This window comes from Pseudomonas sp. NFR09, assembly GCF_900111535.1.
Classification (GTDB): Bacteria; Pseudomonadota; Gammaproteobacteria; order Pseudomonadales; family Pseudomonadaceae; genus Aquipseudomonas; species Aquipseudomonas extremorientalis.
On record NZ_FOIH01000007.1, the window covers coordinates 218802 to 244653 of the forward strand.

Below are 25852 nucleotides of genomic sequence, written 5' to 3' on the forward strand. Positions count from 1 at the left end.
TCATCAGTTGGAATTTTTTGCCCGCCAGCAGAACACCGCGCTGACGGCGATGGCTGCACCGGCCAGGCCAAACACCCACGGCGCCGAGGCGATCGGCAGCAGCAGGCCGGCGAGCAAGGGGCCGAGGCCGGCGCCGATATCGCGCCACACGGCATTCGAGGCCAGGGCCGACACCCGCATCGACCCGGGATTGCGCTCCGCCACCAGGGTAGTCACCAGCGGCAGTTGCAGTGCGCGCAACACCAGTACCGCCGCCGCGCCGACAATCACCCAGTAACTGCCGAACGCCGTCAGGGCCAGGGCACTCAGGAACGAAAACAGCAACAGCATCGAGGTGGCGCCAAAACGCTGGGCCGCTCGACCGCCCAAAGGGCTCAGGAGCATTTCCGAGACATAACGCAACGCCATCAGGCCGCCGGCGATCAGCACCGCATCCCCGCCCAGCAGCTTCTGCGCCTGGATCGACAGGCCAAAAATAAACAACCCGTCCAGCGCCACGCCCTCGATAAACGACCACACTGCCACACTGTCCGGCCATTTGAAGCGTCGGCCCGGGGTGCTGTGCAAATCATGCCCGACCGTAGGCAAACCGCGCGCCATCCACAAGCCCACCAGGCAACACCCGGCCAGAATCAGAAAGATCGGACGCGGCCCGGCCCACAGCGTCAGCCAGCCGCCCAGGGGCAGCGCCAGCATCGGCCCCAGGGCGATCAACGCCCGCGAGCGCCCGGCGCGGCGTGCGGCGCCGGCAGGTTCCGACGTGGCCAGCACTTGGGTCGACAGGTTCAACGCTGCAAAGCACAAGCCCCACACCAGGCGCAGGCAGAGCAATGCGGCAAACCCGGACAACATCGAGTTGCCCACCGCACACAACGCCGCGGCGCCGGCGGCGATCATGCAGGTCAGGCGGTCGCCGTTGCGTGCGTAGAAATTGAGCACATGCCGGTAGCCGAAAATCCGCACCAGGCGGTTGGCGGCCAGCAACACCCCGGCCTGGGCCAGGGTGATGCCGAACGCCTGGGATTCCATGGGCAGCAACAGGTAGAGCAACACGTCACTGGGCAGGCATAACGCCAAGGTCAAAGCGGCGCGGCGGGAGTGGGTATCAGCGGTGCGGAGGGCCAGGCTGGACATAAATCTGAAACATCCCGAAATATTCAGGTCGCCACGGTAGCGTTAATCAGCCCTTTTTCCCATAGGGCAACAAACGCAGACCACTGGCCACGGCGCCCACCAGTGCAAACCCGCAGCCCAGCCACAGCGCATAATGCGGGCCGCTGCCCACAGACAGGTGGAAACACAACGCTACCAGCGATGCGCCCAGCGTCTGGCCCAACAGGCGTGAAATCGCCACGATGCCGCTCGCCCCGCCACTGCGCGCCAGCGGTGCGCTGGTCATCAACGCCTTGAGGTTGGGTGACTGAAAAAAACCGAACCCGGCCCCGCACAGCGCCATGCGCCAGCCGATATCAAATGCCGAGGCGCCACTGCCCAGGGTAGCCAACGCAGCCATCCCCACGCTGAGCATCAACAAGCCGATGCCGCACAGCACGCCCAGGGACACACGGTCCGCCAGACGCCCCGCAACCAGCGCCATCACCGCCACCACCGCCGGCCATGGCGTCATCAGGAAACCGGTTTCCACCTGGCTATGGCCGAGCACCGCCTGCAACAAAAACGGCAGCGACACAAAGGCCAGGCCCTGGGCGCTGAAGGCACACACGGCCGTCAAGGAAGACAAGGCAAACACCGGGCGCTTGAACAGGTCGAGCGCCAGCATCGGTGCCGGGTGCCCGGCCTGGTGCCGCAACAGCAGCACGCCGCAGACCAGTGCCATCGCAATCACACCCAGCGTCAGCGCACCCTGGGCACCGTGCACCGCCGTGCCCAGGCCCAGCACCAGCAGGGCGAACAGCCCGGCGCACAGTACGGCGGCAAGACGGTCGAAGGCATGCCCGGTCATTGGCAGGGTCGGCAACGAGCGCACGCCCAACCCCAAGGCCAGTAACCCCAGCGGCACGTTGATCAGATACAACCAATGCCAGGTCGCCACCGACAGAATCGCCGACGCAGCCGTCGGCCCAAGGGTAAAGGCCAACCCCACCACCAACGAGTTATAGCCCAGGCCGCGCCCGAGCATTTTTGACGGGTAGATATGCCGCAGCAACGCCGTGTTCACGCTCATGATCGCCGCCGCCCCAAGCCCTTGCGCCACTCGCGCGGCAGTCAGGGTGAGCAGCGAGCCGGCCAACCCGCAAAACAGCGACGACACAATAAACAGCAACAACCCGCCGAGGTACACCCGGCGATGCCCCAGCACATCGCTGAGCGAAGCAAACGGCAGCACCGTGGCGATGATCGCCAACTGGTAGGCATTGACCACCCAGATCACCGAAGCGGAATCGGTGCCGATCCCCTCGGCCAGGGTCGGCAACGCCGTGTTGACGATGGCCGTGTCCAGGGTCGCCATGCCGATCCCCAGGGAGATCGCGATCACGGCCGGCAGGCGTTTATCGAGGGGCAACCCATCGGCAACAGAAGACATGAACAATCCGCGCAGGTGACTAAGGCGGTTAGATTAATGGCAGCCGCGAATTTATTCAGTGGCCGATTGGCTAACTGTCCGTATTTTCATGTTCGCCAGTGCCCGGTTTTAGCCATCACCCCTACCGCCTCGGCAAAACCCGCCTGGGGCACTGTGTTGAGCGTGACCAGCCCCACGCAGCGTGTCGGTTTCAGGGTAGCCGTGTGCGTCGCCACGCGTGCGCCCTGTTCCACACCGGCCAGCACCGCCTCGGGGATATGCAGCGCGTTCATCAGTTCCAGCACATCCTGGCCGAGCGTCACGTCATCGGCCTCGCGCAGGTACGGCACGATCACCCTGAAACCCTGCGCCGCCAGCGGCCCGCTGACCGCCGCAAACACGTGCACATCCGCCGCCAGCAAGATGATCGCATGGCCGTCCTCCGGCCCGAACTGCTCATAACGCACCTCCCCCTCATCCGTGCTCACCTGTTGCAGCGCAAACGCCGGGGCGGCGATCACCACCGTCGCCAGCAGTAAAAATCCACGACGGTCAAACATCACTCACCCCCACGATCAATTCACTGCCCAGCCAAGCGGCCAGGTATTCACCTGCCTGCATCACGCCCGCGCCCTCCCCCAGGCGTTGCACCAGGCACTCACACAGCCCGGCGAAACTGCCGTCAGCCTGTACCTGCTGCACCGCCTGAAGTTCCAGCGCATCGACCTGACGCAGCCGCGAGGTGAATTGCCGCCGCCACACCAGCAAACCGCCCGCCTGTTCCAGCATCACCGCTTCCGGCGCGGACGTTTCCTGCCACAGCGCCGACCAGATAGCCTCGGCATTGGTGGTCAAGCCGTGGCAACGCAACGACGGTGTGAGCTGCAATACCGCCGTGTCCCAGTCCAGTTCGGCCAGCGCTTCCAGGGCCAGCGGTTGCGCATCAGCGGCGACAAAGGCCTCATTCAGGGCCGACTCGATCCAGGCCAGCTCATGCACATCCGGATTCAGTGGAAACACATCCTTCAAGGTGGCGTGGAACCCCTCGGGGTACGCATCCAGGGTCCAGGCATGGGGCGGATGGTTGTCGATATGGGTAATGCTCGCGGCCAGAAACGCTTGCTCTCCAAGCCAACGGCGCAGGTTGGGGAACGCCTGTTCGAGGCAGCCCACCAACTGGGCGCGGTAATTGTTCTGGTACACCGCCAAACCGACGTGATTGCTGCCCAGCAACTGCGCGGATTCATCCGACGCGTTCACCAGCCAGCGGCGAAAAGCCTGCTGAAATTGCGCCAGGTTCATAGCGCCGCCCCCAATGTCCGGGCCATCGACAGTTCCTGAAGCAACTCGGCGAGCGGCGGGATCTCATCATCACGCTCGATCATGGTCGCCACCGGCCCCAGCCGGGTCATGGCCTGGGCATACAGTTCCCAGACGCCGGTGCACACCGGGCTGTCATGGCTGTCGATCAAGATGTCACGGCCCTGGCTGTGGCCGGCCAGGTGCACCTGGCGTACTCGCTCGGCGGGGATGCCGTCGAGAAACGCCAGGGCGTCGAAACCGTGATTGCTCGCACTGACAAACACATTGTTGACGTCCAGCAGCAGTTCACAGCCGGTGCGCCGGGCCATGGCCGTGATGAACTCCCACTCGGTCATGCAGGCCCCCTCGAACGCCAGGTAACTCGATGGGTTCTCGAACAGCATCGTACGGCCCAGCACGTCCTGGGCCTGGTGGATATTGGCGCAGACCCGGTCCAGCGCTTCGTCGGTGTAGGGCACCGGCAACAAGTCATGGGCATTGAAACCGCCACTGCGCGACCAGCTCAGGTGGTCGGAGACAAACAGCGGTTCAATTTCATCCACCAGCGACTTGAGGCGCCGCAGGTAATCGGTGTCCAGCCCTTCGGCGGTGCCGATGGACATGGACACGCCATGCAGTGCCACCGGGTAGCGCTCGCGCACCTGGCGCAGGATGTGCCGGGGCTGGCCGCCCGCGACCATGAAGTTTTCGGAGATCACTTCGACAAAATCCACGGGCACCGAAGTCTCCAGGAAGTCGCAGTAATGCTCCTTGCGCAGCCCCAGGCCGTAGCCTGAAAAGTGAGGGTTGGATGTCGACATGACGGATCTCCGCAACGAATAAGTGGCGAGCCCACACAGGGCCCGCCGGGTGGATTACTTCGGTTCGGTCAAGGTGCCACCGGCCTTGAGGCACTCGGACGGGGTCTTGACGATCACGCCTTCGCCCTTGCAGCTGTTGAGACCCTTGCAGTCGTTCTTGGCGGTGGCACACAGGCTGGTGCCTTTACAGGTGTTGACGCCGTAGCAGCGCCCGGGTTTTTCCTGTTGGTCGGCGGCGCTGGCGGCGCTGGCGAATGAGGCCGAGGCCATGGCGATAAGGGCGGCAGCGGCAGCGAGGCTCAGGCGGGATTTGAGTGCAGTGTTCATGGGTGTTTCTCCAGGGTTGGGGTGAATTACTTGATAACGGACGCAGCGTCTTCGATGACCTTCGCCACAGCCTCGGGCTGGGAGATGTACACCGAGTGGCTGGCCTTGATTTCGGTGACCTTGGAACCGGCACGCTTGTACATCCAGCGCTGCAGGTCGGGGCTCAGGGCACGGTCTTCGGTGGAGACCACCGCGTAGGTCGGCTTTTTGTGCCAGGCCGCGGCCCACACGGTGCCGCCGAACAGGGCAGTGGTCGCGGGCACCTGGGAGGCGGCCATGAAGTCGGTGCGGTTGGTGGTCAGGTCGGCGGCAAAGTCGGCGTTGAACCTGGCACGGTCGAAGAACAGGTGACCGTCGCGGCTCTGCTTGATGTCATCGCTGGGCGCCGGCATGGAGCCGATCAACTGGGCCATGTTCTCGCCCACTTCCGGTTGCAGCGCCGACACGTAGACCAGCGACTTGACCTTGTCGCGGTCGCCGGCAATCGAGATCACCCCGCCACCGGAACTGTGACCCACCAGCACCACCGGGCCGACTTGCTGCTCCAGCACTTCGCGCGCCTCGGCCACGTCGGCGGCCAGGTTCTCGTGGCCCTGGTGCACCACCGTGACCTTGTAGCCCTTGTGAATCAGGATGTCGTGCACCACACGCCAGCCGGAGCCGTCGACGAACGAACCGGGCACGATCACCACGCTTTTACCGGTGCCGGGCTGCGGGGCATCCGCGGCCTGGGCCAGCATCGGAACGGTCAAGGCCATGGCAATGGCCAGGGAAGAAAGCATACGCATGGGAAATCTCCATCAAAGTTAAGAACGTTTGCCCAGCATCAGGCGGTCCAGCGACCAGGCCCCACCGCCATAAGCCAGCAGCGGCAACAACAGCCCCGCCCAGGTCAGGTGCACCGGCCAGGCATCGGGGTACACAAACACCTCGATCACCAGGGTCATGCCCAGTAGCGCGGCGGCGGCCGGACGGGTCAGCAGGCCCAGCACCAGCAACAGCGGGAACAGGTGCTCGGCGTAGGTCGCCAGGTGCGCCGCCCACTCCGGCGGAATCAGCGGCAAGGCGTACTCCGAGCGGAACAGCGTGTAGGTCGACGGCTTGAGTTCAATCCAACCGGTGACCTTGGTGCGTCCCGACAGAAAGAACACCGCCGCGATCGCCACCCGGGCCACCAGCAACAGCAGGGCTTCGGGCAGCAGGCGCTGGATCACGGTTGCTCCGTGAGGCTGCCGAAGCCTTTAGGGGTCTTGATCTGGGTGCAGGTGCCTTTGTCCACCAGCACCCAGGCATTGCCCTGGTAGTCGGTGGTGGCGGTGCCGGCACACGAGGTGCCTTTGCCGGCGGCGCAATCGTTGGCACCGGCAAGGGACACGCCAAAGCATTTTTCCTGGGGCTTGGGCTCGTCGGCGTGGGCCACGGCCGCGAAGGCGCTGAGGGACAGCGCAAGGGTTGCAGCGAGGGCTGCGTAAGGACGCTTCATAAGAGTCTCCTGGCTTGACTGAGGGTGGCCAGGGCGCTTGGGGTCGGTGACCGCCTGCGCCAGCTGGTGAGCAGAGTTAAAGCCAGGCGTGTATCCGCTCTGTGTCGCGAACGCGACAGAACGTCATGCAGGTGTATCAGGATGGTGCAGGGATACAGTTCGATACACAGTCAATAAAACAGTGCCAAAACCCCGGCGCTTTATTCGGCATCCCGAACGACACAATTAGAAATATTCGCCTTTCCGAACGAAGGCCCTCCCGTGTCGTCGACGACCGCAAAAATCACCATAAATTTCATGCGGTTGTTGTCATGTTTGTTACATGCCAACTGGCATACATTCTGCTTTATCAGTATTTCTAGTAATAAAATGTTTCAGCTCTGAGACAGTCTCATCCCCTGAAACAGGCTCCGTGACGTCACCATAAAAACGACCACGCCCCAAAGGAGGGCAGCCTTTAACACGGTTGATCGACATCATTTTTCCAAGACTGCTGCTGCACATCTGTACCCCAAAAAGGGCGAATGGCCTGATCGCCAATAACAAGCCTGACTATAAAAAGGACGATTTGATGAGCTCGAGCAAGAACCACGCAGTGTCCTTCCTGGACGCAGACCATCCCGCGCCGGCCGCCCCTGACAGCACCCTGGGCTTTGGCCCCTATCTATTACTGGCCAAGCAGCATGTGTTGTTGCGCAACGGCGTGCCGGTCACCCTGGGCAGTCGCGCGCTCTACCTGTTGATTGCCCTGGTGACCCGTGCGGGAGAATTGCTGGAGAAGGCCGAACTGATCGCCTTCGCCTGGCCCAAGGTGGTGGTGGAGGAATGCAACCTGCGCGCACAGATCGTCGCGCTGCGCCGCGCGCTGGGTGACGATGGCAACTGCAGTTATATCGTCACCGTGCCGGGCCGCGGCTATCGCTTTGTCGCCCCCGTCACCGTACAGGCGGCCAGTGAAGAGCACCTGCCCGCGCCCTATGTGCGTGTGGATGAGCCCAACCTGCCGACGCCGACGGCTGAGGTGATCGGCCGCGACGCCTTGATCGCCAGCCTGGCCGACCAGGTCATGAGCCAGCGCTTCGTCACCCTCACCGGCCCCGGCGGAATCGGCAAGACCACTGTGGCCATGGCGGTGGCGCAGCGTCTGGCCGGTGAACTCAATCTGGGCACGTGCTTCGTCGACCTGGCCCCCGCCACTGGCGGGCAATGGGTGGCCGGCATGCTCGCCAGTGCATTGGGTATCCAGACCGTCAGCGCAGACCCGCTGCACTGTGTGGTCGCCAGCCTGGCCAACCGCCGCTTGCTGCTGGTGCTCGACAATTGCGAACACGTACTGCCGGCCACCGCCGACGTGGTCGAAATCCTGCTGCGCAGCGCCCCGCAATGCTGTGTGCTTACCACCAGCCGCGAACCGCTGCGTGCACACGGCGAACGGGTGCATGACCTGGCGCCGCTGGAGGTGCCCGACGCACACGCCCACCTCAGCGCCCAGCAAGCCCTGGCATGGTCCGGCGTGCGTCTGTTTGTGGAACGCGTACGCGCCCTCGACCCGGGTTTTGTGTTCACCGACGCCGACGTCGCGGCCGTCAGTGCGATCTGCCGCAAACTCGACAGCAACGCGCTGGCGATCGAAATCGCCGCCGCCCGCGTGCGCACCTTTGGCATCCAGGACCTGGTGGGCCTGCTCGACGGCAGCTTCCGCCTGCAAATGACTGGCCGGCGTACCGCCCTCGCCCGGCACCGTTCCCTGAGCGCGACCCTGGACTGGACCTACGCCATGCTCAGCGACGACGAACAGGCCATGCTGCGCCAGCTCGCGGTGTTCACTGGTTCCTTCACCCTGGAGGCCGTCAAGACGATGACCGCCAGCAGCCGCCTGGCCCCGCGCAACGCCCTGCCCTTGCTCGAAAGCCTGATGGACAAGTCGCTGCTGATCGCCAGCGAATCCACCGTGCCCAAGCACTACCGCCTGCTGGAAACCACCCGCGCCTACGCCCTGGAAAAACTCGACGAACAGGGCGAAACCCGTACCACTTGCCAGCGTCATGCGCGCTATGCGCTCGGCGTGCTGCAGGAAGCCGGGCGAACCCTGGATGGCTTGTCGCCGGGCACCTGGCTGGCCCTCTACGCTGCGCAGATCAATACCATCCGGGCAGCCCTCGACTGGGCCTACTCGCCCACCGGCGACCTGTCCCTGGGCATCGAATTGACCCTGGGCGGCGTGCCGTTGTGGCTGCGGGTGTCCTTGATCAGCGAGTGCCGCAGTTGGGTCGACAAAGGCCTGGCCAGCGACGTCCTCATCCCGCTGCCCTTGCGCCAGCGCATGTTGTTGCATACGGCCCTGGCCAGCGTGCTGATGCTCACCTACGGCACCGGCGGCCCGATGCGCGACGCCTGGCGCCAGGTATGCGAAGACGCCCGCGACCTCGGCGATGCCGAGCACAAGTTGCGTGCCCTGTGGGGCCTGTGGACCGACCGCTGCGGCTGCAACCAGTACACCGAAGCCCTGGAACTGGCCGAGCGCTACATCGCGCTGAACAGCAGCGGCAGCCAACAATTGCTCGGCAAGCGCATGCGTGCCGTGGCGCTGTTCCATATGGGTGACCTGATGGGGGCACGGCAGAACATCGATGAAGCCCTGGGCTCGCCGTCGGCACCGCGTTCGCACATCATCGACCTGCAATTCGACCAACGCATCGCCGCCCGCTGCCTCAAGGCCAAGGTGCAGTTGCTTGAAGGCGATGTCGACCCGGCGCTGCGCCTGATCGGCAGTTGCGTCGACGAAGCCATCTCCCTCGAACATCCCGCGACCCTCTGGTACACCCTGTGCCTGGGTGCCATACCCCTGGCACTGTTGGCATCCAACCTGCCGAAAGTGCGCTATTACCTGGGCCTGCTGCAAGACAGCACCACCGGCCAGGACCTGCATATCTGGCGGCAATTTCGCCTGTGTTTCGAAAACATCCTGCTGATCCGCGAAGGCGCCCAGGAAACCGGCGTGCCGCAACTGGGCGAAGCCTTGCACCACTTGCAAGGCCAGGGCGACAGCCAGCTCTACAGCCTGCTGCGCTGTGAGTACGCCCTGGGCCTGGCGCGCCTGGGCCTGGAAAAACTCGCCCTGGAAGTGCTCGAAGACACCCTGCAATTGGCCCTCGGCCGCCATGAACGTTGGTTCGTGCCGCAAATACTGCGGATCAAGGCGCAACTGATCCTGCGCCAGGCGCACTACGGCTCGGTGGACAAGGCCACCGTGCTGCTGCGCCAGGCCTGGGTGGACGCGCAGTTGGCGGGCGCGCATTTTTGGCGGGCGCAGATCGCGACCGACCTGGCGCGGTTGCAGGAACCCAAGTTGCGCATTGCCTCGTTGCCGCGGCTCCAGCACCGGTAGTGATTGAACATGGGATGAATCGCACAAGCTTTTACAGCGGTGAAATGACCCTGTCAGGCAGACCAGGATAAGTACTCGCTCAAACCGTCGGAGTGGACCAACGACAACCACGATGTCGGAATTGATTGAACCCAGCAATAAGAAATGGAACTGATGGAGGCGCTCTGGACACTCATGATCGGCTTCCGTCCCGGCTAATGAAGGACCCTACCTATGTTTCCATTTCTTGCTGCAATCATTCCCGCCTTGATTGGCGCTGGCAAAGCAATCGCTGTCGGTGCCGTCACCGGTGTGGCCACTGCCGGCGCCACCTACGGCACAGGTAAAGCGATTAAAGCCATAGCAGGTGACAAGACGGCTAAACCAGCACCCGACAAGGAACCAGCCGCCGCGCCCCCCAAAAAACCGCCGGTATCGCTTGAGCCGTCCTGGAAAGCCTTGAAAAACGAGGTCCCCGAACATCTGCGCCCCCCGGAAAAACCTGCCGTGAAAGAGGCGACCTCTGTCGATTCACCTGGACCCTCAGTCGATACCGCCCTCGAAAAGGCGCCAACAGTCGTAGGCGCAGCCAATCCGGTTGCGCCTGTCTTACCCGTTGTGGCGGCGGCCCCAACCTCTGGAGCCATGCGCGTCTGATCTGAAGTAAAGGCGATGACACCGCCTTTACTTCAGATCAGACGGGCTGCCACCAACCAGTCCGCTACTGCCTGGAATGCGGCATCAGGTACCGGGTCGCCAGCCACCGCCTTTTTTGCGATGTCCGCTGCCAGGGTTTTGTCCGGCGCATGGGGAATCCCCAGGTCATACGCCTCCTGCAGCATCAACAACGCCTCCTCCGGGGAGGCCCGGCACACGATCACCGGCACCGGCGTTTCCCCGCGCACATAACGCACGCCAACCACCCAACCGTCGGTGGTGCCGATCATCAAGGACGCACGGCCCAAACCCAACTTGGTCGCCAGAGCCTGCATCTCGTTACGCTGGCGGCGGCGTTCGCTTTTGATCAGCGGGTCGCCGTCGATGTCCTTGCGTTCGCGCTTGGTCTCGCTGCGGGTCATCTTCATGTCGCGGCCGAACAGCCAGCGTTGCATCATCACGTCCACCCCGCCCACCAGGATGAATGCGCACAGCACGGTAAACACCAGCGGCTTGAGCACCAGGAAGAATGTCGACTGCATGCACTCGGCACCGCAGCGCGACGACTCCATCAGCGCCTGCAATGCATGCTTGCCCACCACGTAGAACGCGATTGCCAGCACCTGCACCTTGATCAGGCCTTTGATGAACTCCACCAGGTTGCGCAGCGCAAAGATCTTCTTCATGCCCTCCGCCGGGTTGATGCGTTTGAACTCGGGTTTGATCGGGTCCGTGGAGAACACAAACCCGCGCATGGTGATGATATTGGTCAGGATCACCACGCCGGTGGTTACCGCCATCACCGGCAACGTGATGCCGATCACCAGTTGCTCGGCATGGTCGAGCACCCGTGGCCACACCGTGGCGAACGGTTCGACGTAGATCAGCGCGGTGAGGTCGATCAGCGCCGTGACCTGGGCCTTGGCCCGTGGCGCCAGAACGGAAATGCACAGCGTGCAGAACAGGATGACCATGCCCGACACCAGGTCCTGGCTCTTGGCAACCTGGCCCTTTTTGCGTGCGTCCTGGAGTTTCTTGTCCGTGGCCGGCTGGGATTTTTCTTCGCTGGTATCGGCCATGGGCTACTCCATGCCGGCCAGGGTCTTGAGCAGTTCGACCGTGCCGCGAAACTCCGCCAGTTGGTCGAGCATCAGCGGGATCAGGAAGCCGATGTAGACCACCATCAGGATCGTGAAAAACAGGTTTTTCACCGGCAGCGACAGGTCGAAGATATGCAGGTTCGGCGCCATGCGCGACAGGTAGGCGAGCATCAGGTCGGTCACCAGCAGTGCGATCAGCAACGGCGAGACCATCAGCACGCCGACGCGCATGATCTGGTCAAGGATCGACAACACCGCCAGCAGCGCCGAGCTGGCGAACACCGGCGTGAACGCGGTGACCGGCCAGAGCTGGTAGCTGTGGTAATAGCCGTCGACCATCAGGATGAACCCGCCGGACATGAAGAACAGCGTGATCAGCATCACCGTGAGCAGGGTCGCCATCACGCTGGATTCCCCGGACGACAGCGGGTCCACCAGTTGCGCCATGGTCGAGCCGCGTTGCAGGTCGATCAACTCCCCCGCCACCTCGGCGGCCCAGAATGGAATGCCGAACAGCAGGCCGATCAAAATACCGATCAGGAATTCCTTGATCAGCAACCCGGCGATAAACAGGCTGCCGTGCTCCGGCATCGATGTCAGCGCGTCGAACACCGGGAAGAACATCGGGATGGAAATCGCCACGGCCACACAGCCGCGAATCATGCCGGTGAGGCCCAGGCGGTTGAACGCCGGGGTGATCACCACCACGCCCATGGCACGGCAAGCGGCAAGCGACGCGGAGCTGATCACCGGGTAGGCAACTTCGAGGAACTGCGCGGTCAGGCTGGCATCCATGGGCGGTCAGCGCGTCCACATCGCAAAGTTGTCCAGCACCTGGCCGCCGAGTTCCGCCACCTGCCCGGCGAGCACCGGCCCCAGGAACACGATGGTCAGCAACACCGCAACCAGCTTCACCACCTGGGGTAATGTCTGGTCCTGGATCTGCGTCAGCGCCTGGAACAGGCCCACGCTCAAGCCCACAAGAATCGCCACGCCCAGCGCCGGTGCGGAGAGCATCAGCACCGTCATCAGCGCCTGTTTCATCAATGACAGGAATACGTCCTGGCCCATGGGTCGTGCCTCAGCCGTAACTCAGAATCAAACCGTGCATCAAGCGCGACCAGCCGCTCAGGGACACGAATAAAAAAATCTTCAGCGGAATGGAGATCAGGTTCGGCGAGACCATCGACATGCCCATGGCCATCAGCACGTTGGACACCAGCAAGTCCACCACCAGGAACGGGATGTACAGCAGAAAGCCGATCTCGAAGGCGCGGGTCAGTTCCGAGCTGACGAACGCCGGGATCAGCACCACCAGGTCGTCGTCACGCAAATCGGCGCGTGCTTCAGGCGACCAGATGGTCTCGGTGGCCTGCACGAAAAAACCGCGCTCGGACTCATTGGCAAACCGCTTCAGGTGCGCTTGCAACGGTGGACGCAATGCATCGCCCAAATCCTTGAGTTGCTCCACATGCTCGATGTTGAGGTCGCGCCCCTCCACCTGCCGGTACATGTCGCCAATCAACGGCGTGGTCACGTACACCGACAGGATCAACGCGATGCCGTACAGCACCAGGTTCGGCGGCGTCTGTTGCACGCCAAGGGCGTTACGGATCAGGAACAGCACCACCGAGATCTTCATGAACCCGGTGAGTGTCACCACCGCCAGCGGGATCAGCCCGATCGTCGCAACGACCAGGATGATCTCGATCAGGTTCGGCTGATAACCGGTCATGGGGTGGCAAAACTCAGCAGGCGCACACCCAGGCCGTCACCGATTTTCACCAGTTGGCCCTGGCCGACGCGGCGGCCGTTGACCATCAGGTCGACGCTGTCCACGCCCGGCGTGTCGAGCTGCAACAGGCTGCCGGCGCCCAGTTCACGCAATTGCGCCAGGGTCAGTTCCAGGCTGCCCACCTGGCACACCAGTTTCAACGGCAGGGCATCCAGCGCAACGGCGGCATCAACATCAGTCATGGGGTTCTCCGGTTCCACAAAGGGGGCTTTCAAGGCTTCCTGCAGGCGCAGGACTTCGCCCTGGTATTGGCAGCGCGCCTGCAGGCGGCCATCGAGGTCGAGCAACAGGCCCGGGCCTTGTTCCAGCATCAGCACATCACCGGGGCGCAGGCTGCGCAGTTCACCGAGGGACAGCCACTGGCGCCCCGCCACCACCGCCAGGGTCTGGCGCAGGCCTGGCAAGGGGTCGGGTTCGACCTCGGCGTATTGCGCCAGCAACTGCGTGACCAGTACGGCGGCGCTTTCGCTCAGGTCCAACTGGGCGCTCATCGCGGGCTGGTTGCCGAAGGTCAACTCCAGCGCCAGCCGCAGGGCAAACACGCCCTGCTCATCACCGGCTTCGAGCACCTGCAGCGGGTGACCGAGCAACGGCTCCAGGCTTTCGATCAGGTCGAGCAGCGCCAGCTCCAGCAACAACGCGCGCGGCAGCGCAGGCAACGGCTGCACATCGAACGGCAGCGCCAGCGGCAGCATCAGTTGCTCCAGCGCCGCAGCGGGCAAACTCAGGCGCATCGCGGCACCGCCAAGCGACAGCAGCACATGACGCGGCGCATCAAGGCGGCGCGCTGCGGCGGCCCAGCTCACGCGCAGGTCCTGCCCGCCGCAACGGCCCTGCCAGGGACGGCAGCGGCGGTGCAATTGGTTGTGCAGTGCCAGTAACGCCGGGTCGTAGTGGGTCAGCCACGGCGACAGCGGATCGGCAAGGGCTGGAATCATGTGCCGGCGCCTTCATCACGCAGCTCGCCCACCCGGCGCTCGGCGCTTTCACGCCCCTCAAGCAGGCTTTGCCAGGCCTCGGACTGGCGCTGGCGGCTCAGGCGCTCCTGACGGAACACATCGCGCTCGCGCTCCTGGCTTTGCAGCGTGGTGGACACGTGAGCCACATCGTTTTCCAGTTGCTGCTGGTCATCCGACAGGCCGCGCAGGCGATCCTGGGCGGCCTGCCAACTGGCGACCGACAGGCCTTCGGTCAGGGACGCATAAACCTGCCGCGCTTCTTCGGCAATCGCCTCACGGTGCAGGCGCAATTGCTCCTTGGCGTCGGTCAGCACACCGTGGGTCTGCTCGCAGCGTTGCTGCTGCGCGGCCAGTTGGCTGGCGGCCCGCTGTTCACGCAACACCCGCAGGGTTTGCAGGGTGCGTAGTTGTTGGGTTTTCATTGGATTTGCTCCTTGTTCATGCCAGTACCCGGCGCATGTGGGCCAGGGTCTGTTCCAGGTTGCTCGGCTCACCCGCGTTCTGGCGCAGGAAGGCTTCGATAGCGGCGTGGCGGTTGATCGCTTCATCGGCCAAAGGATCGCTGCCGGCGGAGTACTCCCCCACGCGGATCAGCATTTCGATCTCGCCATACCGCGCCATCAATTCACGCATGCGCATCGCCAGCCGCTTGTGCTCTTCACCGGCGACCTGCTCCATCAAACGGCTGCGACTGCGCAACACATCCACCGCCGGAAAGTAGTTGCGCTGGGCCAACTCGGCACTCAAGGCGATATGCCCGTCGAGGATCGAACGGGCCTCTTCGGCCACCGGATCGCTGGCGGCATCACCCTCGGTCAGCACGGTGTACAGCGCGGTAATGCTGCCGGTGGGCCCGGGGCCGGCGCGTTCCAGCAAACGCGGCAAGGCCGAAAAGAACGACGGCGGATAACCGCGCCGGGTTGGCGGCTCGCCCACCGCCAGGCCGATCTCGCGCTGGGCCCGGGCGAAACGCGTGAGGCTGTCCATCAACAGCAATACGTTGCGGCCCTGGTCGCGGTGGTACTCGGCCAGGGTGGTGGCGACAAACGCCGCACGCACCCGCTCGGCCGCCGGGCGATCCGAAGTGGCAACCACTGCCACCGTGCGCGCACGCGCCTGGGCGTCGAGCTGCACATCGAGCAATTCGCGCACTTCGCGGCCCCGCTCGCCGATCAGGCCGATCACGATCACATCGGCTTCGCTGTTGCGGATGATGCTGGCGAGCAGCGACGACTTGCCCACACCGGGCTCACCAAAGATGCCCATGCGTTGGCCCTGGGCCAGGGTCAGCAGGCCATCGATGGAGCGAATGCCCAGGGCCATGGAACGCACGATCAACTGTCGCGAAAACGCTGCCGGGGGTTCAGCGTGCAGCGGGTAGTGCTGCAAGGCCACGGTCGGCGGCATGCCGTCGCCGTCGAGGAAATCGCCCATGGGGCTGATGACCCGGCCGAGCTGCGCATCCCCGACGGCCACGCCCAGGGTCTCGCCGGTGGCGGTGATTTGGGTGCGCGTGGACAGGCCTTCCATGGAGCCGATGGGCGACAGGATGGCCTCGTCACCGTCAAAACCGATCACCTCGGCGCTCAGGCTGCGGGCGCTGCCGGGGTCGCGCAGCTGGCACAGCTCACCGATGCTCGCCCCGGCCACACTGGCGCGCAGCAATACACCGCGAATGCTCAGCACGGTGCCGTGCATCGGCCGCGGGCGCGCCTGGGCCAGGCGCTCGCAGAGGCGTGGCAGCAGCTGTTCCAGGTTCATGCCAGGCCCTCTTCGGCAAAGGGCAGCAGGCTGCGACGCAGGTTCTGCAATTGGGCGTCGAGGCCCAGCTCCACGGAGCCGGCCGGGCTGTTCAGGCGAGCCTGTCCGGCGCTCAGCTGTTCATCCGCATCCACCGCAATCGCCAATCCCTCCAGCTTGAGGCGTTGGCGCAGGGCATCCACGTCCGCCGGCGGCACCCACAAGGTCAGGGCCTGGTCCTGGCGAAACGCACTCAACGCCTGGCGGGTACTGCGCACCACACGCTCGGCGTTGTCCAACTCCCCCAGCACTTCATGCACGATACCCAGGGCCAGGTCGACCAGGGACGTTTCCAGACTGCTCAAGTAATGCTGCACCTGGGCTTGGGTAGCGAGCAGCAGTTGCGCCACCTGTTCAGCGCCGGCTTGCCGGGCACTTTCAAAGCCCTCTGCGCGGGCACTGCTCAGCCATTGCTCGCTGTCGGCGCGGATCTGCTCGGCCTGCGCCTTGGCCGCTTGCAGGAAGGCAAAGCCATCGCTCCACAACGCGGCGTCTTCGGCGCGCAGGATGCGGGCGGTGGGACGGCTTGGCAGTTCACTCATGGCGTGATCTCCTCGGCCAGCAGGCACGCAGCGGCGGCCTGGACGATTTCCAGGTCGCGCGGTACACGGGCGCCGTGGCCCTGGGGAAAGGCAAAGCGCAAACGCAGCCAGCCCTGCCAGTCGGCGTGCTGGGCGTGCAGCCAGGCCGCGACACAGCCTTGGCCATCGCGGTCGACGGCGTCGACCAACTCGACCGGCTCGCGCAGCAGATCCGCCGCACCACCGAGTTGGCGCAAGGCCAGGGCACTCACGAAGACCTCAGCGCCCAGGCCTTCGCGCAATTCGTTAACCACCTCGCGACGGATCTCGCGGCTCAGGGTCGGGGCGTGCCAGATGGCGCCGCACAACCTCGGCAAGCGGGCAAACTGTGCCGGCGACAGCAACAGCACCGCCAAGTCCGCCGCCATTGGCGTGGTCAATTGCGCCATGGGTGCCAGTTGATAATGGCTGACCAGCAACTGCTCCAGGCGCTGGCGAAAGCGTGGCTGGCCCTGCATCGCCTGCAGCACGGCGTCTGGCAATTCATCGGCAAAACATGCACCCAGGCTCGGCCCGCGCACAAACCGCAGCGGCTCCGCAATCAGCCCCTGCCAGCGTTCGAACAAACTCATTCACCCTCCTTGAGCACATACAACGCCTGGGACTGACGACGTGCCCACTGCTGACGGGCGAGCACACCCACCGCACCGAGTGCGATCAGCAACAAGGCCCCGAACATCAGCCGCGCCTGGGCCAGGTTGTCTTCCAGCAGCCACAGGCCCATGAAGCGCGCCAGGCGCGGTTGCGCCGGGTTCTGGCTGATGGCGACGGCGGCCTTGATCGCCGTCACCGAAACGCCGTCGTAACTCAGCCCGGAAATACCGTTGGCGACCAGGGTCTTGATCTGCGGGATCAGCGTATTGATGTCGGTGCCCGGGTCGTAACGCACCAGTACCGAGGCCGATGACGGCGAGATCACGCGCTTGAGCAGGTCGTTGTCCGGCAGCACCACGTGCACGCGGGCAGCGACGATGCCGTCGATCTGCGACACCGAATGCGAAAGCTCTTCGCTGAGCGCATAGATCATCTGCGCCCGCTCCTGCACTGGCGACGACACCAGGCCATTGCCCTTGAACACCTCGCCCATGTTGGAAAAACTCTGCTGCGGCAGGCCGGCGTTGTCGAGCAGGGTCATGGCTTCGGCAAAGCGTGACTCATCGACCACCACCTTGAGCTGGCCGTTGTCCTGGGCCTTGCGCTCGGCCGGGACGCCACCGCGCAGCAGTACCGCGACCATGGCGTTGGCGTCGCGCTCGCTGAGGTTGGTGTAGAGGTCGGTGTTGCACGCCTGCAACAGGCCGGCGAGCAGGCCAATCAGCAACAGGCGCAGCGCACGGTTTGGGCTTGGCATGATGTTATTGCCCCTTGAGCAGCGTGTTGGCGGACCCGGAAATCTGCGTCGCACCGCGCACCACCATCTGGGTTTCGATGGAGTAATCGAACATCTTGCCCAGGGAGTGGACGATCTGGTCGACCTGTTGCTCGCCGACTTTTTTCCCGGGTTCACCCTGGGGCGAAGCACTGGCGGTGCGGATTTCTGCCTGGGCCGGCGGCGGTGCCGAAGGATTATTGGTGAGCAGGTCGGCGCGCTCGGAAAACGCCCGCGTACGGTCGATGAAACTGTTCATGCGCTCCATCAGGCCCGAGCCGATCTGGTGCGGGCTGGCGCCTTCGGGCATGCCCTTGGCGGTGTTGGCCATGTGCTCGAACAGGTTCTGCGAGGCCCCGGCGGGCCCCGCGCCGGCAGACGGCGGCAACGCCGAAGCGCCGGCGGCGAGACTGATAGTCATAGGGGCTTCCTACTCTTCGTCGTCATCGGACATGGCGTCGTTCAGCAGTTCCTGCATCTTCGGCATGATGATGAACTGGCCGCCGTAAGTGACCGCCTGGGTGATGAACGAATCGGTGAGTTCGGCGTCGGTGGGCTCGGCGGGCTTATCGGCGGCCTTGGCGTTATCCACCGCCGCGTTGAACCTGGCTTCAGGGCTGGCGCCACCAGGGGCGAGATTGCTGTCTACGGCCGTTACGGACATGGTGCTGCTCCTTTACTGGGTTGGGGTTTCGGTACTGACTTGGGCGCCACGGAATACCCGCACACCGCGCTCGCGCGCCACCGGGGCGGCGGTGACCTTGGGTTGCAGGTGATCGACATGCTGCTGCACCAGCGCCAGGTACGGCGGTGGCCCGGACACGAACACTTCATCGCCCTCGGGGCCGTTGCGCATGGACAACTGCTGGCCGAACACATCGAGGTTGCCGAGGTAGGCCTGCAACTGGTCGAGGTCCAGGGCACTGGCCTTGAAGAGCCTGGTGCTGATTTCATCGCTGGCGTTGAGGTACAAGAGGTTGCCGTCGAAGTACCAGGTGAGGCCGTTGGTGCTGCACAGGGTTTGCAGGAACTCCCCGGCGGTGGCCGTGCGAATCGTGCTGCGGGCCTTGCCGCGGACCTTGTCGGAGAGCACCAGCGGCACATCGAGGTTGTGCCCGAATTCTTCCAGGGCACTGCGCACGTCCTGGTCCACCAGCACGTAGGCGTAGGGTTGGGAGAACCAGTCAGGCTCTTGGGCAGCGTGGGCGAAACTGGCGCTGAACAGGCATAGGACAGCCATCAAAAATATGCTTACATGGCCTCCGCCTTCGCCAGACGAGTTGTGACGATGACCCCTAGATTTCTGCTCGCCAGTACCCTGCTGCTGACCGCCTGCGCCCACCCACCTGCGACCGATGCCGACAAGTCCCTGCAACTGGCCAATGACCTGAGCCAGCGCGGCGACTACGCCAGTGCGGCAGCGCTGTACGAGCGAGCGGCGCAGCAACCCGGCGCGGGTATCGAGCTGTGGCTCAAGCTCGGCCAGGCCAGGCTCGACGCCAAGGATGCGGCGGGCGCCGAGCGCGCCTTCCAGCAGGCCCTGGGGTTCGACGCCCGCAATGCCGAAGCCCTGCTCGGCCTGGGCACCGCGCAATTGCAAGTGGGCAAGACTCAGCGCGCCGTCACCGCCCTGGGCCAGGCGGCCGGGATCAGCGGCTTGCCGGTTGCGTACACCCGCCTGGGTGTCGCGCAGATCCTCAATGGCCAGGCCGCTGCGGCGCAAACCGCGTTCGCCAGGAGCCTGAGCCTCAAGCCCGACGACCTCGACAACCTCTGCAACCTGGCCCTGGCGTATGCGCTGGGCGGGCAGTCGCAGCAGGCGTTGGACACCATCGCTCCCGTTACCCAATCGCCCCGTGCCTTGGCGCGGCATCAGCGCAATGAGTTGTTGGTGATGGTGTTGACAGGACATGAAGACCGCGTCGCTGTGCTGCCGCTGGACGATATTCCCGCAGCCGAACGGGCGCGGTTGGTGGATGAAGCCAAGCGTATCAAGGCGATCAGTGATCCGCTGGCCCAGGCACGAGAGCTGGGGTTGGTTGATTCGCGTTGAATCTGTTGTAGGTGAGCTTTCTTTGGTGAGCAGGGTTGTTGTGGTGAGCAGACTTATTGTGGCGAGCGGGCTTGCCCCGCGTTGGGCTGCGAAGCAGCCCCAAAACCAGGCGCTGAGAACTGTCTGTTGGAATGCGGTGAATTTGACAGGGGCCGCTTCGCGCCCCAACGCGGGGTAAGCCCGCTCGCCACAACAGGCCCGCTCGCCACAACAAGCAACACAGCTCATTGCTTGCCCCCCGCCGCATCGGCCTTGGCTTCCTGCTGATCCTTGCGCCGCTGCAATTGCTCGCGGTCAAACCCTTCGATGTACACCTGGGCAGCGCGGCCCACTGGCGCGGCCATGGCCGGCCCTGTGGGGCGGCCTTGGGTCAGGTCCTGCTTGCGCTCGACCATCTGCATCAGGTTCAAATTGTTCGCACAGCCCAGCGCCAACGTCGGTTTGAAATCCTCGCCCAGCCCAATGGTGTCCGTCGCCGGGGGTTGCTGGCATTGGGTCGGCAAGCCATCGGCGCGGTATTCGGATGAGTAGTACGTCGGCGCCAGGTGGGTCTGGCAACCCATCAGCGCCAGGGGCAACAGCAGCAACACACGTAAAACATTCATGGCAGGCCCCCTGATCAATTCATGTAGAAACCGAACGCCCCGCCGCTGCGCGGTCCGGTGGTCGCTGCGGTAGCCGGTGGTGCGTCGAGGGGCGTGGCGAGGGTGCGACCGCGCACCGGCTCCACCAGGTATGGCGTAATCAGGATCACCAACTCGGTTTCATTGCGCTGGAAACGTTTGGAGCGGAACAGGTTGCCGAGGATCGGCAGGTCACCCAGCAGCGGCAGTTTCTCGATGTCCTGGCTGCTTTCCCGCTGGAACAGCCCGGCGATGGCGAAGGTCTGCCCGCTGCCGACTTCCACCCGCGTATCGGCGCGGCGCACGCTGAAGGACGGCACATGAAAGTTGCCGAAATCCACGGTGCCGCCACTGACCACGCTGCTGACTTCCGGGCGCACCTGCAGGGCGATGCGGCCGTTGGGCAGCAGGGTCGGGTTGAACAACAGCGACACGCCGAACGACTTGTATTCGATGCCCACCAGGTCGCGGTTGACCGGCACCGGGATCGCCACTTCGCCACCGGCGAGGAAGCTGGCGGTCTGGCCGGTCATGGCGGTGATGTTCGGCTCGGCGAGAATCTGCAGCACACCGTTGGCCTGCAAGGCGTCGAGCATGCCGTCGATATTCACATTGCCTGAGCCTGCGCCCGCTGCGGCCAAGCCACCCGCCGAGGCTGCGGCCAATGGCCCGCCGGTGATCAGGCCGAACGAGAACGTGCCGTTGTTGAACATCGCGTTCCAGTTCACGCCGTAGTGCAGCAACTCCGAACGCGACACTTCGGCAAAGCGCACCCGCAAGTTCACTTGGGCGGCCCCTGCGTACTCGGTGGTGTTGATCGCGCTCTGGAAACCCTGCCCCTGGGGATTGAGCAGCGCGTTCAAGTCCGTGGCTTCCGCTACCGATCCCACGGTGCCTTTGGCGATCAGACGGTTACCCGCGCCGCTGATCTGCGCAGCGTTGCCGGGATGCAATGCCTGCATCGGCGCCGTCACCGCCTGGCTGGCGCTGCTGACGGCCAGGCTCAGGCTCGCCAGTTGCTGACCGTCACTGCCGAGGGCGATCAGGCTGGTATTGCCCGGCGCCTTGCCGAAGATGTAGAGGGTGCCCGGTGACACCACCTGCAAGTCGGCCACATTCGGTTCGGCCACCAACACCGTGTCCACGGGGGCGACAAAATGCAGGATGCGCCCTTCGCCGGAGGCCAGGGCGATAGAACCTCCGGCACCGGCGGCGATTTCCTGAGCCTGGCTCACACACGAAAATACAGTCAGCAACAACACACAAAAACGCATCATGAGGCAGACGCCAGGGGAGTGACGGAAGCCGCGGCAGGCCCGCGGCGATTGGAAATCTCGGTCAAGCTGATGGTCACCAGCGCTTGCAGGTTGTACTCGGTGGCCAGTTCGCGGAACGACAGCACCGCCAGTTCCAGCTCGCCGCGCACCACCAGGCGGCGCAGGCTGCGGCGCAGTTCCGGGTGCACCAGCAACACCGCGCTGTTGACCTCGCGGGTGTGCTCGCACGCCTGGCGCAGTTGGGCGAGCAAGGCGCGGCTGACGTCCTCGGGGATCAACTCGCGCTGCGGTTCCTGGCGACGCAGGGAGCCGCGCAACTGGTCTTCCAGGCCCGGCGCCAGCACCAGCGCACCGATCACCCGGTTGCGGTCGGCGTACTGATGGCTGATCTGCCGTGCCAACGCGGCGCGCAGGTGCTCGGCCAGGCGCCCGGCATCGGTTTCACGGGCGCCCCACTCCACCATGGCTTCGAGCAAGGCGCGCTGGTTGCGGATCGACACGCCTTCGCCCACCAGCAAACGCAGGGTCTCGGCCACCCGCTGCAACGGCACCAGGCGCAGGGCTTCCTTGACCAGTTCACCGTAGGTGGCCTCGGTGCGCTCCAGCAGCAGGCGGGTTTCCTGGATGCCGAGAAAGTCGGCGGCATAGCGGCGCAGGCTGCGTTCCAGCACACCGCGCAACACCTCGTCGGGCAGCAGGAAACCGATGCCGGCGTTGCGCAACGTGTCTTCGTGCTGGCGCTCGACCCAGTGGGCGTTGCGGCCCGTGAGCGGCGAATCGGCCTGCACCGTGGCGAGGTCGAGCAACTGCACATGCACCGGATCGTCCTGCACCAGCAGGCAGTTGGTCGGCAACTCGCCTTCGCTTACCGGCACGCCTTCCAGGGACACGCGGAAACTGCCAGGCGTGGCCTTGGCTTCCATGTAGATGCCCGGCACCGGTATATCCACGCCGAGTTCGGTGCGCAGGTCGTGGCACAGCGCTTCGACGCGTTGGCGCAGCAGTTGGCGCGGCGCGCTTTGGGACACGCCGCTGCCGAGGGTCAGCAGCACGCGGGTATCGGGCAGCAGGTTGTCATCCCGTTCGGCCTGGACTTCGACCACCGGCTCCGGCGTCTCGACCAGCACTTCAAGTTCCGGCTGGCGGTGATGCCGGCGATACATCATGAATGCCGCGCCACCGAACACCAGGGACAAGCCGAGGAACACCCAGGTCGGAAACCCCGGCAGCAGGCTCACGCCGATCATGATCAACGCGGTCAACCCCAGAGCGCGGTAGCTGGCGCCCAGTTGCTTGATGATCTCGCTGCCCAGGTCCCCCGCTTCGCCGTCGCTGTTGACGCGAGTGACCACGGTGCCCGCCGCCACCGAAATCAGCAGCGCCGGGATCTGTGCAATCAGGCCGTCACCCACGGTGAGCAACGAGTAGGTGTGCACCGCCACGCCGAACGGCATGTCGCGCTCGATCATGCCGATCAGCATGCCGCCCAGCAGGTTGACCGCCAGGATCACCAGGCCGGCGATGGCATCGCCCTTCACGAACTTCATGGCGCCGTCCATCGCGCCGAACATCTGGCTTTCACGCTCCAATCGCGAGCGGCGACGACGGGCTTCGGCCTGGTCGATATCACCATTGCGCAGGTCGTTGTCGATGCTCATCTGCTTGCCGGGCATCGCGTCCAGGGTGAAGCGCGCGGCCACTTCCGCCACGCGCTCGGCACCCTTGGTGATCACCACGAACTGCGCCACGGTGATGATCAGGAACACCACCATGCCCACCACCACTTGCCCGGCGATCACGAAGTCGCCGAAGGCCTTGACGATATGCCCGGCGTCGCCGTGCAGCAGGATCAAACGGGTGGTGGTGATCGACAGCGACAGGCGAAACAGCGTGCTGAGCAGGATCAGCGGCGGCAGCGCGGAGAACTCCACCGAGTGGCCGATGTAGAAGGCCACGATCAGGATCAGGATGCTCAGGGCGATATTGAGACCGATCAGCGCGTCCACCAGGTAGGTGGGCAGCGGGATGATCATCATCACAATCGCCATCAGCATGAATGCGACGATGATCACGTCGGTGCGCTGGGCAGCCAGGCGCGCCAGGTTGTTCAGGCGGTTGAGCGCACTCATGCGCCGGCCCTGCGTGCAGCCAGATAGCGTTTGAAGCACTGGCGCGCGTCGTCCTTGCGCTCGCCGTACCACAAGGCGCGGGCGCGCAACAGCAACAGGCTGGCGGACTCGCCTTCCAGCGCCACCAGACGGTCCAGGGCGCCGAGGGCGCGGGACGCGTCGCCGCTGTCGGTGAAAGCCAGCACCAGCGAGCGCAGCAACACGCCGTCATCGGGGGCGACGTTGACCGCGATCAGCAGCATCACCAGGGCGCGCTGGGACTGGCCATTGCGCCGGTACAGCTCGCCGATGCCCTTGAGCAGTTGCACGGCGTCGTCGTTATCGCGGGCCATCAGGCGTGTACCTCCGAGCGTTGCTGTGCGAGGGTGCGGCGCATCTCGATCTCTTCGCCGATCAGCTCGACGGCCAGTGCCTTGATGTGTGGCTCGGCGTCCAGGCTTGGCAGGATGTGTTCCATCACATGCTCCAGCAGTTCCAGGGAGCGAGCACTGCCGAACAACAGCGAGTCGACGCCAGCGGCGCCGGTGAGTTCTTCGAGGTCGCTGCGCAGGGAGCGACGGGTCTGGGTCTTGCGGGTCTTGAGCACCGCTTCGAAGGCGGTGGCCTGGCGCGAATTGACCGGGCGCACGGCTTCGACCGGCGCACTGCGTACGTCACTGGGGATCAACGGGCGGGGTTCGACTTTCATCCCTGGGCCTTAGCTTAAGAGCGTGGTCACAACGTGAAGGTGAAGCGCTCCTCGCCACGGGCGAGGATCACTTGGTTGTTTTCGATACGTTCCAGCACCCAGTTGTCCGCCAGCACCGCGCCGGGGTACAGGCGCTTGCCACTGTCGTTGATCACGTACGGATGAGGCCCGAACCACACGGCCTGCAAGCGCACGCGCGGCGCCGCCGCATCGGCCCGCACGGCGACGCGCGGGTTGAGCACGATCTGCTGGCCGTAACGCTGGTCGAAGGCTTGCTGCACCGCCAGCCACTGCGGTTTTTGCGACTGTTCGAAGGTGCCCGTGGCGCTGAGCTGGCCGTTGCTGTTGCTGACCTTCACGGTATCCAGTCGGGCGGCTTGCAACTGCTGCTCCAGCCAGGCCTTGGCCTGTTCGCGGGAAGGTGTTTTCAACGGTGCAACGGCGGCAACGGCGGTTGTCGGCTGCGGTGGTGCTTCACTGCGAAACGCCAGCGCTCCAGCACAGATAAACAGCAGCGCGGTCGCGACGATCCAGGGGGCCAATGTGCGTGGCGCGGGCACTGGTTTTTCAGCACCGCCAGGCATTGCCAGGCTCACCCCCGCCGTGCCGATGCGCAGCTGCACCGGCAACCGCGCGCGATGACCGTTGCCTTGGGGAATGCGCACATTGCCGGCGATCAATACGTCACCGCCCAAGGCTTCGACCGCCACCTGGCCGCCTTCAAAACGCAGGCGCAGGTGCAGGCCGGCAACGCCGGGATCGCTGAGCACCAAATCAGCCGCCAGATCGGCGCCGAGGGTGTAGACAGGCTGGTCGAGCACCAGGGAACTGCCCTGATGCGAACCGCCGGTCACCGTCAGGGTCGGTGCGCCAGTTGCGGCGACCGGGCCCAGGGAAATCAGGGCTGTCATAGTCGGGTTTGCCCCTTTGAGCCTGTGCAACGGGGTCAAGAATCAGGATAAAAACGGGAGTTGAGAGGTAAACGGGCAGCGCCGGC

The 25852-nt window shown here is 64.5% G+C and carries 31 protein-coding genes; 3 read left to right on the plus strand and 28 right to left on the minus strand.

Features of this window, described 5'->3' with window-relative positions; translation table 11 throughout:
* Window positions 1-3 precede the first annotated feature (3 nt).
* The 9 genes from BMX59_RS17385 to BMX59_RS17425 form a co-directional block, all read right to left on the minus strand.
* A complete protein-coding gene (locus BMX59_RS17385) occupies window positions 4-1134 on the minus strand; it encodes an MFS transporter (RefSeq protein ID WP_092245028.1) in 1131 nt (376 codons plus the stop codon).
* 46 nt (window positions 1135-1180) lie between these two features.
* Window positions 1181-2545, minus strand: a complete 1365-nt coding sequence (locus tag BMX59_RS17390; RefSeq protein WP_093123870.1) for an MFS transporter — start codon at window positions 2543-2545, stop codon at window positions 1181-1183.
* 86 nt (window positions 2546-2631) lie between these two features.
* Complete coding sequence (locus BMX59_RS17395; protein WP_093123874.1) at window positions 2632-3084, minus strand: alpha/beta fold hydrolase; 453 nt, start codon at window positions 3082-3084, stop codon at window positions 2632-2634.
* Complete coding sequence (locus tag BMX59_RS17400; protein ID WP_093123878.1) at window positions 3077-3826, minus strand: HvfC/BufC N-terminal domain-containing protein; 750 nt, start codon at window positions 3824-3826, stop codon at window positions 3077-3079. The genes BMX59_RS17395 and BMX59_RS17400 overlap by 8 nt, the downstream gene beginning before the upstream one ends.
* Window positions 3823-4647, minus strand: a complete 825-nt coding sequence (locus BMX59_RS17405; RefSeq protein ID WP_093123881.1) for an MNIO family bufferin maturase — start codon at window positions 4645-4647, stop codon at window positions 3823-3825. The genes BMX59_RS17400 and BMX59_RS17405 overlap by 4 nt, the downstream gene beginning before the upstream one ends.
* 54 nt (window positions 4648-4701) lie before the next feature.
* Complete coding sequence (locus BMX59_RS17410; protein ID WP_093123885.1) at window positions 4702-4974, minus strand: BufA2 family periplasmic bufferin-type metallophore; 273 nt, start codon at window positions 4972-4974, stop codon at window positions 4702-4704.
* Between the two features lie 26 nt (window positions 4975-5000).
* Window positions 5001-5762, minus strand: a complete 762-nt coding sequence (locus BMX59_RS17415) for an alpha/beta fold hydrolase (protein WP_071491921.1) — start codon at window positions 5760-5762, stop codon at window positions 5001-5003.
* Window positions 5763-5780: 18 nt separating this feature from the next.
* Window positions 5781-6188, minus strand: a complete 408-nt coding sequence (locus BMX59_RS17420; protein ID WP_093123889.1) for a DoxX family protein — start codon at window positions 6186-6188, stop codon at window positions 5781-5783.
* Window positions 6185-6457, minus strand: a complete 273-nt coding sequence (locus tag BMX59_RS17425) for a BufA1 family periplasmic bufferin-type metallophore (RefSeq protein ID WP_049712652.1) — start codon at window positions 6455-6457, stop codon at window positions 6185-6187. The genes BMX59_RS17420 and BMX59_RS17425 overlap by 4 nt, the downstream gene beginning before the upstream one ends.
* 571 nt (window positions 6458-7028) lie before the next feature.
* Here BMX59_RS17425 and BMX59_RS17435 point away from each other — a divergent pair.
* Window positions 7029-9845: an ATP-binding protein gene (locus BMX59_RS17435; protein WP_093124183.1), complete on the plus strand. Its 2817-nt coding sequence runs from the start codon at window positions 7029-7031 to the stop codon at window positions 9843-9845.
* A gap of 213 nt (window positions 9846-10058) precedes the next feature.
* A complete protein-coding gene (locus BMX59_RS17440) occupies window positions 10059-10481 on the plus strand; it encodes a hypothetical protein (RefSeq protein WP_092245004.1) in 423 nt (140 codons plus the stop codon).
* Window positions 10482-10513: 32 nt separating this feature from the next.
* Here BMX59_RS17440 and BMX59_RS17445 read toward each other — a convergent pair whose 3' ends face one another.
* Genes BMX59_RS17445 through BMX59_RS17505 form a run of 13 tightly spaced genes read right to left on the minus strand, consistent with a single transcriptional unit; the run spans window position 10514 to window position 19325 of the window.
* Window positions 10514-11560, minus strand: a complete 1047-nt coding sequence (locus BMX59_RS17445; protein ID WP_071491924.1) for an EscU/YscU/HrcU family type III secretion system export apparatus switch protein — start codon at window positions 11558-11560, stop codon at window positions 10514-10516.
* A gap of 3 nt (window positions 11561-11563) precedes the next feature.
* Window positions 11564-12376, minus strand: a complete 813-nt coding sequence (gene sctT / locus BMX59_RS17450; RefSeq protein ID WP_071491925.1) for a type III secretion system export apparatus subunit SctT — start codon at window positions 12374-12376, stop codon at window positions 11564-11566.
* A 6-nt stretch (window positions 12377-12382) separates the two neighbouring features.
* The gene (locus tag BMX59_RS17455) at window positions 12383-12652 is read right to left on the minus strand and encodes an EscS/YscS/HrcS family type III secretion system export apparatus protein (RefSeq protein WP_093123897.1); all 270 of its coding nucleotides are present in this window, start codon (window positions 12650-12652) and stop codon (window positions 12383-12385) included.
* Between the two features lie 10 nt (window positions 12653-12662).
* On the minus strand, window positions 12663-13316 hold the full coding sequence (gene sctR / locus BMX59_RS17460) for a type III secretion system export apparatus subunit SctR (protein ID WP_017137580.1): 654 nt from the start codon (window positions 13314-13316) through the stop codon (window positions 12663-12665).
* Window positions 13313-14314 carry a FliM/FliN family flagellar motor switch protein gene (locus BMX59_RS17465; RefSeq protein ID WP_093123900.1) on the minus strand — a complete coding sequence of 334 codons (1002 nt, stop codon included), beginning with the start codon at window positions 14312-14314 and terminating at the stop codon, window positions 13313-13315. Before BMX59_RS17465 ends, sctR begins: the two co-directional genes overlap by 4 nt.
* Window positions 14311-14757, minus strand: a complete 447-nt coding sequence (locus BMX59_RS17470) for a hypothetical protein (RefSeq protein WP_092244992.1) — start codon at window positions 14755-14757, stop codon at window positions 14311-14313. Before BMX59_RS17470 ends, BMX59_RS17465 begins: the two co-directional genes overlap by 4 nt.
* A 16-nt stretch (window positions 14758-14773) precedes the next feature.
* Window positions 14774-16096, minus strand: coding sequence for a FliI/YscN family ATPase (locus tag BMX59_RS17475; protein ID WP_093123906.1), 1323 nt, complete (start codon window positions 16094-16096; stop codon window positions 14774-14776).
* On the minus strand, window positions 16093-16677 hold the full coding sequence (gene sctL, locus BMX59_RS17480; RefSeq protein WP_092244989.1) for a type III secretion system stator protein SctL: 585 nt from the start codon (window positions 16675-16677) through the stop codon (window positions 16093-16095). Before sctL ends, BMX59_RS17475 begins: the two co-directional genes overlap by 4 nt.
* A complete protein-coding gene (locus BMX59_RS17485) occupies window positions 16674-17288 on the minus strand; it encodes a type III secretion protein (protein WP_093123912.1) in 615 nt (204 codons plus the stop codon). Before BMX59_RS17485 ends, sctL begins: the two co-directional genes overlap by 4 nt.
* On the minus strand, window positions 17285-18067 hold the full coding sequence (sctJ, locus tag BMX59_RS17490) for a type III secretion system inner membrane ring lipoprotein SctJ (RefSeq protein WP_093123916.1): 783 nt from the start codon (window positions 18065-18067) through the stop codon (window positions 17285-17287). The genes BMX59_RS17485 and sctJ overlap by 4 nt, the downstream gene beginning before the upstream one ends.
* Window positions 18068-18071: 4 nt before the next feature.
* The gene (locus BMX59_RS17495; RefSeq protein WP_058425050.1) at window positions 18072-18506 is read right to left on the minus strand and encodes a hypothetical protein; all 435 of its coding nucleotides are present in this window, start codon (window positions 18504-18506) and stop codon (window positions 18072-18074) included.
* 9 nt (window positions 18507-18515) lie between these two features.
* Entirely contained in the window at window positions 18516-18749 is a 234-nt protein-coding gene (locus tag BMX59_RS17500; protein WP_092244980.1) for a hypothetical protein, read from the minus strand.
* 12 nt (window positions 18750-18761) lie between these two features.
* Window positions 18762-19325, minus strand: a complete 564-nt coding sequence (locus tag BMX59_RS17505; protein ID WP_093123922.1) for a type III secretion protein — start codon at window positions 19323-19325, stop codon at window positions 18762-18764.
* A gap of 48 nt (window positions 19326-19373) precedes the next feature.
* Here BMX59_RS17505 and BMX59_RS17510 point away from each other — a divergent pair, with 48 nt between their 5' ends.
* A complete protein-coding gene (locus BMX59_RS17510; RefSeq protein WP_093123925.1) occupies window positions 19374-20138 on the plus strand; it encodes a tetratricopeptide repeat protein in 765 nt (254 codons plus the stop codon).
* Between the two features lie 224 nt (window positions 20139-20362).
* On the opposite strand, the gene BMX59_RS17515 is transcribed toward BMX59_RS17510, so the two are convergent.
* The 6 genes from BMX59_RS17515 to BMX59_RS17540 are packed head-to-tail and all read right to left on the minus strand — an operon-like array spanning window position 20363 to window position 25766.
* Window positions 20363-20743 carry a hypothetical protein gene (locus BMX59_RS17515; protein ID WP_071491936.1) on the minus strand — a complete coding sequence of 127 codons (381 nt, stop codon included), beginning with the start codon at window positions 20741-20743 and terminating at the stop codon, window positions 20363-20365.
* 14 nt (window positions 20744-20757) lie between these two features.
* Complete coding sequence (locus tag BMX59_RS17520; protein WP_093123928.1) at window positions 20758-22038, minus strand: type II and III secretion system protein family protein; 1281 nt, start codon at window positions 22036-22038, stop codon at window positions 20758-20760.
* Window positions 22035-24167 (minus strand): type III secretion system export apparatus subunit SctV, encoded by a 2133-nt coding sequence (sctV, locus tag BMX59_RS17525; protein ID WP_092244961.1) that lies wholly within the window; start codon window positions 24165-24167, stop codon window positions 22035-22037. Before sctV ends, BMX59_RS17520 begins: the two co-directional genes overlap by 4 nt.
* A complete protein-coding gene (locus BMX59_RS17530) occupies window positions 24164-24499 on the minus strand; it encodes a tetratricopeptide repeat protein (RefSeq protein WP_071491939.1) in 336 nt (111 codons plus the stop codon). Before BMX59_RS17530 ends, sctV begins: the two co-directional genes overlap by 4 nt.
* The gene (locus BMX59_RS17535) at window positions 24499-24855 is read right to left on the minus strand and encodes a hypothetical protein (RefSeq protein WP_093123932.1); all 357 of its coding nucleotides are present in this window, start codon (window positions 24853-24855) and stop codon (window positions 24499-24501) included. Before BMX59_RS17535 ends, BMX59_RS17530 begins: the two co-directional genes overlap by 1 nt.
* Window positions 24856-24881: 26 nt before the next feature.
* A complete protein-coding gene (locus BMX59_RS17540) occupies window positions 24882-25766 on the minus strand; it encodes a SctD/MshK family protein (protein WP_093123935.1) in 885 nt (294 codons plus the stop codon).
* Window positions 25767-25852: the final 86 nt, after the last annotated feature.